The 12,903-nt window shown below is 60.2% G+C and carries 11 protein-coding genes; 8 read left to right on the top strand and 3 right to left on the bottom strand.

The features are described 5' to 3' along the window. The first annotated feature begins 266 nt into the window (after nt 1–266). From Q5H31_RS05880 to Q5H31_RS05865, 4 genes are read left to right on the top strand one after another with little or no spacing between them, the layout of a single operon-like run. Nucleotides 267–641 (top strand): GntR family transcriptional regulator, encoded by a 375-nt coding sequence (locus Q5H31_RS05880; protein WP_014485766.1) that lies wholly within the window; start codon nt 267–269, stop codon nt 639–641. 21 nt (nt 642–662) lie between these two features. Beyond that, the gene (locus Q5H31_RS05875) at nt 663–1,583 is read left to right on the top strand and encodes an ABC transporter ATP-binding protein (RefSeq protein ID WP_014485765.1); all 921 of its coding nucleotides are present in this window, start codon (nt 663–665) and stop codon (nt 1,581–1,583) included. 6 nt (nt 1,584–1,589) lie between these two features. Then, complete coding sequence (locus tag Q5H31_RS05870) at nt 1,590–2,303, top strand: ABC-2 transporter permease (RefSeq protein ID WP_302457592.1); 714 nt, start codon at nt 1,590–1,592, stop codon at nt 2,301–2,303. A 2-nt stretch (nt 2,304–2,305) separates the two neighbouring features. Continuing rightward, a complete protein-coding gene (locus Q5H31_RS05865) occupies nt 2,306–3,019 on the top strand; it encodes an ABC-2 transporter permease (RefSeq protein WP_077382201.1) in 714 nt (237 codons plus the stop codon). Nucleotides 3,020–3,094: 75 nt separating this feature from the next. Here Q5H31_RS05865 and Q5H31_RS05860 read toward each other — a convergent pair whose 3' ends face one another. Together Q5H31_RS05860 and thrC are read right to left on the bottom strand one after the other, a co-directional pair. After that, nucleotides 3,095–5,881: a calcium-translocating P-type ATPase, PMCA-type gene (locus Q5H31_RS05860; RefSeq protein ID WP_014485762.1), complete on the bottom strand. Its 2,787-nt coding sequence runs from the start codon at nt 5,879–5,881 to the stop codon at nt 3,095–3,097. Between the two features lie 519 nt (nt 5,882–6,400). Then, nucleotides 6,401–7,891, bottom strand: a complete 1,491-nt coding sequence (gene thrC, locus Q5H31_RS05855) for a threonine synthase (RefSeq protein WP_007051138.1) — start codon at nt 7,889–7,891, stop codon at nt 6,401–6,403. 222 nt (nt 7,892–8,113) lie between these two features. Here thrC and Q5H31_RS05850 point away from each other — a divergent pair, with 222 nt between their 5' ends. From Q5H31_RS05850 to nadD, 4 genes are all read left to right on the top strand, one after another. After that, nucleotides 8,114–8,815: a hypothetical protein gene (locus Q5H31_RS05850; RefSeq protein ID WP_007051137.1), complete on the top strand. Its 702-nt coding sequence runs from the start codon at nt 8,114–8,116 to the stop codon at nt 8,813–8,815. A gap of 121 nt (nt 8,816–8,936) precedes the next feature. After that, on the top strand, nt 8,937–10,232 hold the full coding sequence (locus tag Q5H31_RS05845) for a glutamate-5-semialdehyde dehydrogenase (RefSeq protein ID WP_192941268.1): 1,296 nt from the start codon (nt 8,937–8,939) through the stop codon (nt 10,230–10,232). Continuing rightward, nucleotides 10,229–10,810, top strand: a complete 582-nt coding sequence (locus tag Q5H31_RS05840) for a hypothetical protein (protein ID WP_007053591.1) — start codon at nt 10,229–10,231, stop codon at nt 10,808–10,810. The genes Q5H31_RS05845 and Q5H31_RS05840 overlap by 4 nt, the downstream gene beginning before the upstream one ends. Next, nucleotides 10,807–11,592, top strand: coding sequence for a nicotinate-nucleotide adenylyltransferase (nadD, locus tag Q5H31_RS05835; protein WP_007051134.1), 786 nt, complete (start codon nt 10,807–10,809; stop codon nt 11,590–11,592). Before Q5H31_RS05840 ends, nadD begins: the two co-directional genes overlap by 4 nt. 97 nt (nt 11,593–11,689) lie before the next feature. Here the strand turns inward: nadD and Q5H31_RS05830 are convergent, their stop codons facing one another. Continuing rightward, entirely contained in the window at nt 11,690–12,892 is a 1,203-nt protein-coding gene (locus tag Q5H31_RS05830; protein WP_302457591.1) for a glycoside hydrolase family 3 N-terminal domain-containing protein, read from the bottom strand. Nucleotides 12,893–12,903: the final 11 nt, after the last annotated feature.

Below are 12,903 nucleotides of genomic sequence, written 5' to 3'. Positions count from 1 at the left end.
ACCTCCAAATCATCGGACATGAATTACTCCAGTCCAACAATCGGGGTGCGGTTCACTGTCGGCGGGGGCGTTGTTGGGCATGGGTGCCCCCTTTCCGAGGCCATTGTAGGCACGGCCCATGTTTCGACACTGTATGTTGGCGAGGTGTTTGTTCACCGTTTAACTGTTATGTAACACACCTTGACAGTTAAGCAGAACAGTTATACTGTGTTGTATAACAGCTAAACAGCTGGGGTGCTAGTCAACCGCAACCGAAAGGGGCATAGATGAAACTGATCATCTCATCCGTGTCCGGTGAGCCCATCTACGAGCAAATCAAAACCCAAATCCGTTCGGCGGTGCTCGGCGGCGAGCTGAAGGCGGGCGAGGCCCTGCCTTCCCTGAGAAAACTCGCCAAGGAGTTGCGCATCTCCGTACTCACCGTCACCAGGGCGTACAACGAACTGGCCGATGAGGGCGTGGTGCAGAACATCCAAGGCAAAGGCACTTTCGTGATGGACAAGGGCAACGAACTGATGCAACGTCAGCTCAAAACCCAGATTCGCGAAAGCCTGGCCGAGGCAAGCCGGGGCGCCAAAGCCGCCGGCATTCCGCTGGACGCATTGGACCGCATGCTCGAAGAGGAATACCGCAAGAAATAACCTCAAGAAAGGACCATGGCCATGACCGCCATATCCGAATCCGACGCGATGGCGTTGCAGGTCACCGACGTCACCAAACACTATGATTCCGGCTTCACGCTGGACGACGTGACCTTCGACCTGCCCAAGGGCTACATCATGGGACTGATCGGCCCGAACGGCGCCGGCAAATCCACCCTCATCAAACTCATCCTCAACATGATCCACCGCGACGCCGGTTCGATTCACGTGCTCGGCCTCGACAACATCGCCAACGAGGAGCCCGTCAAAGAACAACTCGGCGTGGTGTTCGACTTCAGCTACATGCATGAACAGTGGCAAGTCAAGAACATTGAACGTATCGTTGCGCCACTGTATCCATCGTGGGACGGTGGATGCTATCACAAGTATCTGGATACTTTTGGCCTTGGTGACGCACAGAACGGCAAGAAACATATCAAGGATCTTTCCCGCGGCATGCAGATGAAGCTGATGCTGGCCATCGCATTGAGTCATGATGCCAAGCTGCTGATTCTCGACGAGCCGACCAGCGGACTCGATGTGCTTGCCCGCGACGAACTCATGGATATCCTGCATGCCTACATTGAGGATGGCGAGCATTCGGTACTGTTCAGCACCCATATCACTGCCGACCTCGAACGTGCTGCTGACTTCATTACCTACATCACCGATGGCCGTCTCTACTACACCGGTCCGAAAGACGAGTTTGAGGAATCGTTCCGCCTGATTAAGGGCGGTCCAGACGAACTGGCACAACTGCCTGCGGACGTGGTGCTGGGCTCACATACGTATGCCACCGGATTCGATGCGCTGGTCCGGTCAGACAGGCTTGATGCTGTTGCGTCGGTGGTTTCGGGGCTTGTCGTTGAATCGGCTTCCATTGATGACATCATTCGACTGACCAATGCCCATGATTCCAATCGTGACTTGAGCGGGAGGTGAGCGGCCATGGAGGCAATACTGAGGGTGTCGCGGTCTCGGCAACATGCATTGACCACTGCATTGCGCGTCGATATGGCCTACCTGTGCGTCGGCGAACGGACTGTGTTCTCGTTGTTGTTGGCACCGTTGTTCTCCGTCATCTTTCAAGGTGAAGCTTATGGTGATGGCTTCGGCTATCGCATGGGTGTCATCATGACGGTATTCACCTGCGCCATGTGGGTGCTAACCATGGCGGTTGCTGACTTACAGAACGGATATCGACTTCGTGGCATTATTCCGGCTTCGAGGAAGAGTCAGGTGGCCGCGCGATATGTGGTTGGATTGGTGATTTCCGTATTGTCGATAGCGATGATCGTGCTGATTGACGGGTTGCAAGTGCTGGTCAATCCGGATTGGTCATTCGCGGGCAATCTGTGGGCGGCGCCGTTGGGAGGTTTCTGCACCGCGCTGATGATCGCGCTTATCGTGCCCACGGGTTATCTGTGGACCAAACTAGGCGGTCTTCAAGTCACGATGATGGTGATCTATGTCGTTGTATTGGCTGTATCCATACTGCTATCTATTTCGCCTGCTTCGGTGACCAGAGGATTGGCCCATGCCGCGAATGCCGTCATCGCGCAACGATTGTGGCTGGTTATTGCGGTATTGGCAACGACGGTTGTGGCATATGGAATCTCGTATGTAATTGCCTCTCGCATATTTGCTTCAAGGGAATGGTGACGATGAGCTGGAAATCCGTAGTAAAGCAATGTCGATTCGATTGTGTCGGGACGGGTCTGTTCAGCGTGGCGAATATGGTGTTTCTGCTGGTTTTCCCGGTGCTGTCTATCGTGGTATCGCTGGTGATGATATCGACCCATGTCGATGAACACGTTGCCAGTGGTCTGATGGGCGGACTCGGAGGTCTGGCATCGGTGATGGCATGTATGAGTGCATTGGGGCCTGCTGCATCCGAGGAATCTGCAGGGCACAGTGCCATGCGAGGGCTGATTCCTGTTTCACGCACTGCGCAAGTTGTAGGTCGGTACCTCTTTCTGTTGGTGGTTGGCCTGCTCTGGGCTCTGGATGTGGTGATATGCGGTGGCATCTTCATTGTCTTTGGCGATATAGCAGATATGGGGTGGATTGGTGCCTTGGCATCAGGTGCCTCCATCTTCGCTTTGGCTATCATTCTTGGGTCGGTGCTGCTGGCCTGTGCATACCGGTTCACCTTCCGCAAGATGATGATGGCCTTTGGTGCGGTCATGGTTGGCTTGTATGCCGTCATTGCGCTGCTGGCTCGATTGCCTGTTGACTGGCAATGGCTATTGCTGAATATTGCCGATTTCCTGACGATCTGGTGGCATACGGCGCTTGTTCTCGCCGTGTTGTGTCTGCTCGCATTTTTTGGCTCCATGCTTATAGCCATCCGCATCTACCGAGCCAAAGAACTCTAGCCGCGCATTTGTCTGACCGCGAATGAAAAGAGACCGACAGGAATCTGTCGGTCTCTTTCCGTTATCGGTGTGTTATCAGTCCACCAGATCCAGAGCGATTGGCTGGTGCGGTTGCTGGGAATCGCTTTCATTGGCCGTGCGGCGCGCGCGGATGGCGGCGGCTGCGCGCTTGACGGTCTTGATAACTTCCTGCAGCACCACCACGCCGAAACCGACCGCGATGATTTTCAGCCACATGTCGATCGGCAGCGGCACGGTGCGGAACATCGCGCCGCCGAATTGCACCACTAGCACCTGAAGTGCGAACATCAGCGCGAACACGCCGATCATCACTTTATTGCGCAGCAGATTGGCGAACAGGCTGGCGTTGCCCAGCTCGCGGCTGTTGAAGGCGTTGAACAGCTGGAATACCACGAACAGCGTGAACAGAATGGTCGACTGCTGTTCGGCGGTGCCGCCCATGAAGTTCGTCCAGCTTTGCGCCATGAACACCACGGCGATGAACGCGCCGGAGACGATGATGCGCTCCAGCATGCCGCGCGAGACGATGCCGGCGTCGCGGCGGGTGGGCCTGCGGTCCATAAGATTGTCGCGAATCGGCTCCATCCCGAGCGTCAGCGCGGGCGGGCCATCCATGATGATGTTGACCCACAGCAGCTGCAATGCGGTGAACGGCGCGGCCAGACCACTGAACAGCGAGGCGAGTACCACGACCACCGAAGACAGGTTCACGGTGAGCTGGAACTGGATGAATCGCTGGAAATTCTCGTAAATGCCACGGCCCCAGTGCACGGCCTTGACAATGGTGGCAAAGGAATCGTCCAGCATCACGATATCGCTGGCTTCCTTGGACACCTCGGTGCCGGCGATGCCCATGGCGATGCCCACGTCCGCGTTCTTGATGGCGGGCGCGTCGTTGATGCCGTCGCCGGTCACCGCCACCACATTGCCCTGGGCTTTCAGAGCGTTCACCACGCGCATCTTGATAACCGGCGTGCTGCGGGCGATCACGCGGATGCGGCCGATTTCGCGGGACAGTTCCTCGTCGCTCATTTCCTCGATCTGGCGCGCCTCGACGGCGATATGCCGCTCGTCCAGAATGCCGAGTTCGTTGGCGATGGCCGTGGCGGTCACGATGTTGTCGCCGGTGAGCATCTTGAGCTCGATGCCCGCCTTGCGGCAGCGCTCCACGGCACCGGGCACATCCTCGCGCAGGGGATCCACGATGGCCACGAAGCCGTCGAACATCATGCCGGATTCCAAGCCGGCGCGGTCGGCAGCGTAATCGAGAGCCGCAGTGTCGGCGTCCTTATCGGAAATATGGCGGTGGGCGAAGCCGAGCACTCGGCAGGACTGCGCCTGGAACTTCGCGATCTCCCGTTCGATTTCGCCGCGCGTCTTGGCGTCGACGGCGCACAGGTCGAGCATCTTCTCCGGGCTGCCTTTGGCGAACACGGTAATGCCGTCGCCGTCACGCACCACAGTGGTCATGCTCTTGGTCTCCGACGAGAACGGATACGTGTGGAGCACCGTCGCGCGCTCGCGGCGAATCCGGTAGTCGAGTCCGGCCTTGTGCGCGGCGACCAACAGTGCGCATTCGGTGGGGTTGCCGATGAATTCCGGCATCGCGCCGGCCTCGGCTTCGGTGGCGCCCGGGAAGGTCACGTCGGCGGTGCCGTTGACGCAGAAGTTCTCCAGCAGCATGCGGTTCCTGATCTGCTCGGGCTTCTCCAAGGCGCGGCCCGGCGCGTTGTACGCCTCGATCACGGTCATGCGGTTCTGGGTCAACGTGCCGGTTTTGTCCGAGCAGATCACGTTGATGCAGCCGATGGTCTCGCACGCCACCATCTTCTTGACCAGCGCGTTCTGCTTGGACATTTTGATGATGTTCACCGCGAGGCACGCGGCCACGATGGTCGGCAGGCCTTCGGGCACGGCGGCCACGATCAGCGTTATGGAGGTGATGAACGCCTCGGAAATCGTGTCGAACGAGGCGGTGCCGGAAGCCACGAACCGGGCCACCTGAAGCACGAACACCAGTGCGGCCACAATCGAGCCCACCACGGCGATCACCTTGCCGAGCTTCGCGAGCTTCTCCTGCAGCGGCGTCATACCGGTGTTGGCGGCGCGCAGTTCGCGGGCGATCTTGCCGAACTCGGTGTCGTCGCCCACGGCGGTGACCACGGCACGGCCATTGCCGGCGGTCACGAAGCAGCCGGAATAGAGCATGTTCGTGCGGTCGGCCACCGGGGTCTTCGGGTCGGTGAACACGGCGTCGGTGGCTTTGGCACTCGGCACGCTTTCGCCGGTGAGCGCGGATTCGTCGGCGGTCAGATCGTTCGATTCGATGAGGCGCGCATCGGCCGGCAGCTTGTCGCCGGTGCTGATCTGCAGTACGTCGCCGATGGTGATGTCTCGCTGCGACACCAGCGTGACCTCGCCATCGCGCACCACGGTGACGGTCGTGTCGTCATTGATGTCGTTCAGCGCTTCGAATGCCTTGGCGCTGCGACCCTCCATCACCACGGTGATTGTCACGGACAGGGCGATGGCGAAGAAGATGCCCACGCATTCGAGAATGTCGGCGTGGCCGCCGGCCATGGCGCGGGTGATGTTGACGCCCAGGGTGATGGCCGCCGCGATCATAAGCATGATGAGCATCGGGTCGGCGGCCGTCTTGACGATGCGGGAAAGCATCGATTCCGGCTTCGGCTTGGTGAAGGCGTTGGGGCCGTACTGGTTCAGGTTGTGCGCGGCCTGTTCGCTGGTCAGGCCTTGATGTGCATCGGTGCCCAGCGTGCTGATGACTGCTGGCGCATCCTGCATGAATGGTGCGGGCGTCTGCCCGTTGGCCGTGGTCATATGTTCCTCTCGTTTGGTTGACACACCGCACTGAAACCCGCGTAATATCACTCGCGTACCGCGCAACATGGCGGCACGCAGCCAAACGAATCGTTGACGACCATGTATCGCATACTCCGCGGTACATGAGTCTCGTCATTTAAGGCAAAGCCAGACCGTAACGGAACTGCCGACGGCCACGATGTTGACTTGCCACATTGCGGTTTGGGCCGGGCCCTTCGCCGCAATGCTGTCTACTCCCTCATGGGACTATTCAGTTGCAGAAACAGAACCTAACAAACCACATGGATTTTCCCGTTCGCCGGCAGCATGGCGATTCCCGCCTTCCTAGAAAAAACAAGCAACACGCCATTGGCTCGTTGCAGGTGAAAAGCCGCAAGAAAGCCGCGCGTGACAAGGCTCGGACATGCTTGAACATGCCTGGACCTTCGACTTGTGACATCAGAAAACAAAAAACCGATACATGCTGGTAAAGCATGTATCGGTTGGGAATTGTCAGTTAGTGCCGTCAGCGGACTATCACAGCGCCTGGGCGGCCTTCTCCACGTAGTCCTCCATGCCGTCGATGGCCACGACGTCCTTGAACCGCACGTCGGCGGTCTCAAGACCACGCAGGGCGGCCGGGGCGGTGGTGCCGGTCTCGTGGGCCAGCACATCCATGCACTCGAAGTCGGTGCCGGTGGCGTCGAAGCCCAATGCCTCGTTCACCACGCGCGGGAACTTGTAGGGGCTGGCGGTGGAGAGCAGCACGCGCGGGGTCAGCGGGTCGCGCGGCATCTGCTCAAGCAGGTAGTAGCCGCAGGCGGTGTGCGGGTCGATCACGTAGTGGTTCTCGTCCCAACAGTGCTTGATGGACTCGCGTACCTGATCCTCATCGGCCCAACCGGTGCCGAAGATCTGACGAATCTTGGCCAGCAGTTCTTCCGGGATCTCGTACGTGCCCCACTTGTTGAGGTCGTTCATCAGCATGGAGATCAGACGGGTGTCGCCCTCGGACAAGTAGTACAGCATGCGCTCCAGGTTGGAGGAGATGAGGATGTCCATCGAGGGGGAGATGGTCTGGAAGAACGGGCGCTGGCGGTTGTAGGTACCGGTGGTCAGGAAGTCGAACAGCACGTTGTTCTTGTCGGAAGCCACCACGAGGTGCTTGACCGGCAGACCGAGCAGCTTGGCATAGTAGCCGGCGAGGATATCGCCGAAGTTGCCGGTCGGGACCACAAACTCGACCTCATCGCCGACGTTGATCACTTGGTCGGCGAGCAGCTGGGCGTAAGCGGAGAAGTAGTAGACGACCTGCGGCACCAGACGGCCCACGTTGATGGAGTTGGCGGAGGAAAGCACCACGTGCGAATTGCCGGCGAGACGCTCGGCCAGGGCGCGGTCGCCGAAGATGCGCTTGACCGCGGACTGGGCGTCGTCGAAGTTGCCTTCCACGGCGGCCACCTGCACGTTGGAGCCGGCTTGCGTGGTCATCTGCAGCTCCTGGACCTGGGAGACCTTGCCTTCCGGGTAGAAGACGGTGATCGCGGTGCCCGGGGCGTCCGCGAAGCCGGCCAGCGCGGCCTTGCCGGTGTCGCCGGAGGTGGCGGTGAGGATCATGATCTTCTCGTCCGCGTCGCCATCGGCCGGCGTGGTGTGCGCCATGAAGCGCGGCAGGATCTGCAGCGCCACGTCCTTGAACGCGGAAGTCGGGCCGTTGAACAGTTCGAGCACGTAATCGTCGCCCAGGGGCTTGAGCGGGGTGATGCGCTCGTCGGACCACTGTTCGCCGTAGGCGTCGGCGATGCACTGGCCCAGCTCCTCGGCCGTGAAGTCCGGCAGCAGCGCGCCCAGCACCTCGGCGGCGATTTGCTGGTACGACTTGCCCGGCAGGGAGGCCACGTCCACCTTGGTCTTGCCCAACGCGTCCGAAACGAACAGGCCGCCGTCATCGGCGATGCCCTTACGAATCGCCTGCTTGGCGGTCAGCGAATCGGTGGTGCTACGGGTGGAATGGAAGGTGGTTGTCACGATGAATCCTTCTGCCTGAAAGGGATGATGAATCCACATCAGTCTAGCGTGGGCCGTGGGCAGAAGGGCCGTCCGTCTCGCATAACCGACCGGTCGCACCGGCGAAAATCACCATTGCCATCGAACGGGGACCGGCCATATCATGAAACAGGCCGGCTGCAAACGGGCCATACGGTAAGGCGACAACGGCGAATCAATTGTCGCTTATACCAAAGAGCACCCATGACCGCTTCACCCCTTGCGCAGAAGGCAACCGATGCTTTCAACGCGCCGATCTGCGAAACCGATCCTGAGATCGCCGAACTGCTGGACTCCGAACTGGGCCGCCAGCGCAGTGGCCTTGAGATGATCGCCTCTGAGAACTTCGTGCCGCGAGCGGTACTGCAATGCCAGGGCTCCGTGCTGACCAACAAATACGCCGAAGGCTACCCCGGCCGTTTCTACCACGCCGAGGCGTACGGCGTGAACCCCGAGACCTTCCGCACCGACCCGGAGATCATCCGCCAGCGCACGCTCGACGGTGCCAAGATCCTTGCCGAACGACTACTGGCCGACGACGTCAAGGCCAACGGCATCTCCGTGCTGACCGGCGGCACCGATGTGCATCTGGTGATGGTCGACCTGCGCAACAGCGAGATGGACGGCCAGCAGGGCGAGGATCTGCTCGCCGCCTGCGGCATCACCATCAACCGCAACACCGTGCCCTTCGACCCGCGCCCGGCCTCGGTGGCCTCGGGCCTGAGAATCGGCACGTCCGCCCTGGCCACCCGCGGCTTCGGACCGAAGGAATACGAGGAGGTGGCCGACATCATCGGCACCGCGCTCGCCGCCGGCCCGTCCGCCGACGTGACCGCGCTGAAGGCCCGCGTCGACAAGCTCGCCGAAGACTTCCCGCTCTACCCCGACCTGGACCAGATTCACTGATTTTTTGCGGATGTACGCAGCTCCCTCATCAGAGGGAGCCGCGCTTGTATCCCCGGCTATCTTCGGTGCAATATGGGTCGAAACGGGCAATGCGGCCCATTGTGGGTTACTCTTGTTTTTTATGAGCGATGAATTGAGTCCTGAGGTGTTCGACGCGGTGTGCCGCCAGGCCGATCAGGCCGCACGCGCACAGGAGCGTCTTGCACAGGCAAATACCGAAGCCAAAAACGAACTGTTGCTTGCCATTGCGGACGCGTTGGACGAGCATGCTGCGGACATCGAAGCCGCCAACGCGCTGGACATGCTCGAATCCAAGGAAAACGGCATGGATGCGGGCAAGCTCGACCGCCTGCTGTTCGACGTGCCGCGCGTGGCCGCCGCCGCCCAAGGCGTGCGCCATGTGGCCACCCTGCCCGATCCGGTCGGCGAGATCGTGCGCGGATACAACCTGCCCAACGGTCTGCGCCTTACCCAGACGCGCGTGCCGATGGGCGTCATCGGCATGATCTACGAGGCCCGGCCGAACGTCACTGTGGACGTGGCCAGCCTGTGCCTCAAGTCCGGCAATGCCGCGTTGCTGCGAGGCGGCCACGCCGCCGAACGCACTAACGCCGCCACGTTGGGCGTCATCGCCCCGGTGCTTGAAGCCCACGGTTTCGAATCCGCACTGGTGCAATCCGTCGACCAGTACGGGCGCGCCGGCGCCACCGCCATGATGGAGGCGCGAGGCCATATCGACGTGCTCGTGCCGCGAGGAGGAGCGGGTCTGATCCAAGCCGTCGTGCGCAACTCCAAAGTGCCGGTCATCGAAACCGGTGCCGGCAACGTGCATATCTATATCGACAAGTCCGGTGATCTCGCCAAGGCCATCCCGATCATCATCAACGCCAAAACCCAGCGCGTGGGCGTGTGCAACGCCGCCGAAAAGCTATTGGTTCATAAGGATGTCGCCGCCGAATTCCTGCCGCAGATCGCCGCCGCTCTGGCCGAGGCGAACGTCGTGCTGCAGACCGACACCACGTCGTACGGCATCATCTCCGGCGCGGCAATCGAGGGCCTTGACCTCAACCACGCCGCCGAAGAGGATTGGGACACCGAATACCTGGCCCTCAAAATGGGCATCAAGGTGGTGTCGGACCTGGACGCGGCCATCGACCACATCAACACGCATTCCACAGGCCACACCGAATCCATCATCGCCGAGGATTATGCGGCCATCGAGGCATTCACCAAGCGCATCGACTCGGCCGTGGTCATGGTCAACGCCTCCACCCGCTTCACCGACGGCGGCGTGTTCGGCTTTGGTGCCGAGCTTGGCATCTCCACGCAGAAGATGCACGCACGCGGTCCCATGGGATTGCGGGAGATGACCACCACCAAGTGGATCGGTTACGGAACAGGACAGGTGCGCGCATGAACGAGGACGGCAACATGAACATTACGGCTGACACGGCAAACAAGGCAAGCGAACTGCGGCCCGACATCGACCTCAACGATCCCAAGCTCGGCCTGAAGATCGCGGCCGAACGGCTCAGCATCGTCCGCTACGTGTTCCTTGTGCAGATCGAGGACGGCATCGCCTCCGCCGCCCAGCGTGCGTCGCTCGAATACGCGGACGCCGTGCTCATCGGTTGGCCCGAGACCGATTCGCCCGAAGTCGCGGACCTCGACGATGCCCAGCTCAAGATCGTGCGCGAACACATGGAGCTCATGGAAGGCTACATCGGCAAATACAGCCAGATGGAGCACGACGGTGACCTTGACGGCATGACCGACACGCTCATCCGCATCACCGAGCGTGTGGCCGAGGTCCGCCGCCTCTACCAGCCGGACTTCCCGCTGCCCACCTTCGCCGAAATTCGTCGCGTGGTCCAGGACGAATGGGATGAAGACATGGGCAAGATCGATCCCAGGGAAGACAATCCCACCGCCGGCGAAATCGAAGAGGAAACCGAATCAGCCGATGACGCCGCCGGCGAGGGCGACCAGGCATGAGTGGTGTTACCGACAGCCACAAAACGGCTGCGTCAGTTCAGTCCGAAAAATCAGTGGAATCCGCCGAGCCCGCCGAAATCGTTGCCGTCACCCAAGGCGAAACCGAACGGCGCATGTCTGACCTGTCCGCGCCGGCCGGGGCCAGCAGCCATGGCAAAGGCAGGCTTTCCGCACGCGGCAACTGGCATACGCGCCTGCGCGTCGGCATCATGGGCGGCACGTTCGACCCGATTCACAACGGCCACTTGGTCGCCGCCTCCGAAGTAGCTTGGGTATACGACCTCGATGAGGTGATTTTCGTACCCACCGGCCGACCTGTGTTCAAGCTGGACAAGCACGTCACCAACGCCGAAGATCGGTATCTGATGACTGTGATCGCCACCGCATCCAACCCCAAATTCACCGTCTCGCGTGTCGACATCGACCGTCCGGGCGTCACCTACACCATCGACACCCTGCGCGATATCCGCGCCCAACATCCCGACGCCGAGCTGTTCTTCATCACCGGCGCAGACGCCGTGGCCGAAATTATGCAGTGGAAGGACGCCGACCTCATGTGGGACCTCGCCCACTTCGTGGCCGTCACGCGCCCCGGCTACTCCAGTCCGGACGGCGTGACCTTGCCCGAAGGAAAGGTCGATACGCTTGAGATCCCGGCCTTGGCCATCTCTTCGACCGATGTACGCCGCCGCGCCGAACACGACGAGCCGGTCTGGTATCTGGTGCCTGACGGCGTGGTGCAATACATCGGCAAGCATGGTCTGTATTCATACGAGGACTGACGATTCGTACGAGGACTAGTGTGCATTTGTACGAGGGCTGGTGAGGATTAGCGCGAATCAGTGCGCATCAATCCTCACCAGTGCAAAGGATAAGCAGTCAGGCCAGTCCCATCTTGATTTTCAATGTCATTACGCGAGTCGCCGCCGCCGTCACCTTCGAAGCGAAAGCCGGATCGGACTTCGCCCGTTCGTTGAGGCCGTCCACAATTGGCTTTACATAATCCGTCTGACCGATGCAGGACATGTCGCCGCCCGCCTCGACAAGATTTACTCCCAATTGGCTTACATCGTAGTTGCTCAACGCTTCGGCAGACATCGAATCCGAAATCACCACGCCCGTGTACTTCAGGACGTTGCGAATATGACCGTCGATAATCGTAGAAGAAAACACCGCCGGATTATTCGGGTCGATGGATTGATACGTGGCTAACGACATCATCAACATTGCAGGATCGGCCTTGGTAATCGCCTGGTCAAAGGCACCTGCCTCGGCCCCGTCCAACGTGGTGGTCGTATCCAGAATGCCTTCGGTGGTGAAGTCGGTATTGCCGCTTACCGCGCCCAACCCAGGATAATGTTTGACCGCCGCACCGACTTGAGCGTCTCGCAAACCTTCAATAACGGCGATGCCATGTTCGGCGTTGCCGGCCGCATCCAATCCGAAATCACGATCCAGCGCGCCGATCGGAGCATTTGAGGCACGATTGCCAACCACTGTGCCAAGCACCGGTGCCAAATCGACATTTATGCCAGCAGTGGCTAATTGCGAACCCCACGTGCCTGCCGATTGGCGCAATGCGTCAGCGGACATTGTGCCCTGCTCAACGGCACTGGGCATTGTGTCGAAACCGGTACCAGTCAGATGCTGCACCTGACCACCCTCCTGATCGGTGGCGATGATGAGACGATTGCCGGCCGGCGCATATCCTTGGAGTTGCGCGGTCGCGGTCTTGACCGTATCGGCGCCGGTATTCCAATTGCCAATGAGAATGGCCGAGCCAATGTGCTCATCGGTGATTGTTGAAGCCAACGAGGAGGGATCGGAACCGGCAAGCAACGGCACCATCACTAACTGTCCCACACGTTCCTCAAGTGTCATGGCGGATACCGCACGTTGGGCTTGTGCGGCCGGTTCGTTCTTCTTCGGGGAAGGAACGTCGGCGCGTGGTAACGCACTTGTCTGGGAGGTCTGGGGAGTGGTGGTGTTGCCGTTTGATGTGGATTTGGCGAACCATCCGACATGCCATCCGTAGGCTGCCACGCCGGCCAACACCACTGCCAAAGCACATATTGTCGCCACGATTGGAGTGC

Source organism: uncultured Bifidobacterium sp., from assembly GCF_959020155.1.
Lineage (GTDB): Bacteria > Actinomycetota > Actinomycetes > Actinomycetales > Bifidobacteriaceae > Bifidobacterium.
Note: the sequence above shows the minus strand (reverse complement) of the source record. Positions and strands in the feature narration are given on the sequence as shown.

What these genes read in the sequence shown, in the direction of transcription:
- Q5H31_RS05880 (WP_014485766.1), top strand. Translation starts at nt 267, where the DNA reads ATGAAACTGATCATCTCATCCGTGTCCGGTGAGCCCATCTACGAGCAA.
- Q5H31_RS05875 (WP_014485765.1), top strand. Translation starts at nt 663, where the DNA reads ATGACCGCCATATCCGAATCCGACGCGATGGCGTTGCAGGTCACCGAC.
- Q5H31_RS05870 (WP_302457592.1), top strand. Translation starts at nt 1,590, where the DNA reads ATGGAGGCAATACTGAGGGTGTCGCGGTCTCGGCAACATGCATTGACC.
- Q5H31_RS05865 (WP_077382201.1), top strand. Translation starts at nt 2,306, where the DNA reads ATGAGCTGGAAATCCGTAGTAAAGCAATGTCGATTCGATTGTGTCGGG.
- Q5H31_RS05860 (WP_014485762.1), bottom strand. Translation starts at nt 5,881, where the DNA reads ATGACCACGGCCAACGGGCAGACGCCCGCACCATTCATGCAGGATGCG.
- Q5H31_RS05850 (WP_007051137.1), top strand. Translation starts at nt 8,114, where the DNA reads ATGACCGCTTCACCCCTTGCGCAGAAGGCAACCGATGCTTTCAACGCG.
- Q5H31_RS05845 (WP_192941268.1), top strand. Translation starts at nt 8,937, where the DNA reads ATGAGCGATGAATTGAGTCCTGAGGTGTTCGACGCGGTGTGCCGCCAG.
- Q5H31_RS05840 (WP_007053591.1), top strand. Translation starts at nt 10,229, where the DNA reads ATGAACGAGGACGGCAACATGAACATTACGGCTGACACGGCAAACAAG.
- nadD (WP_007051134.1), top strand. Translation starts at nt 10,807, where the DNA reads ATGAGTGGTGTTACCGACAGCCACAAAACGGCTGCGTCAGTTCAGTCC.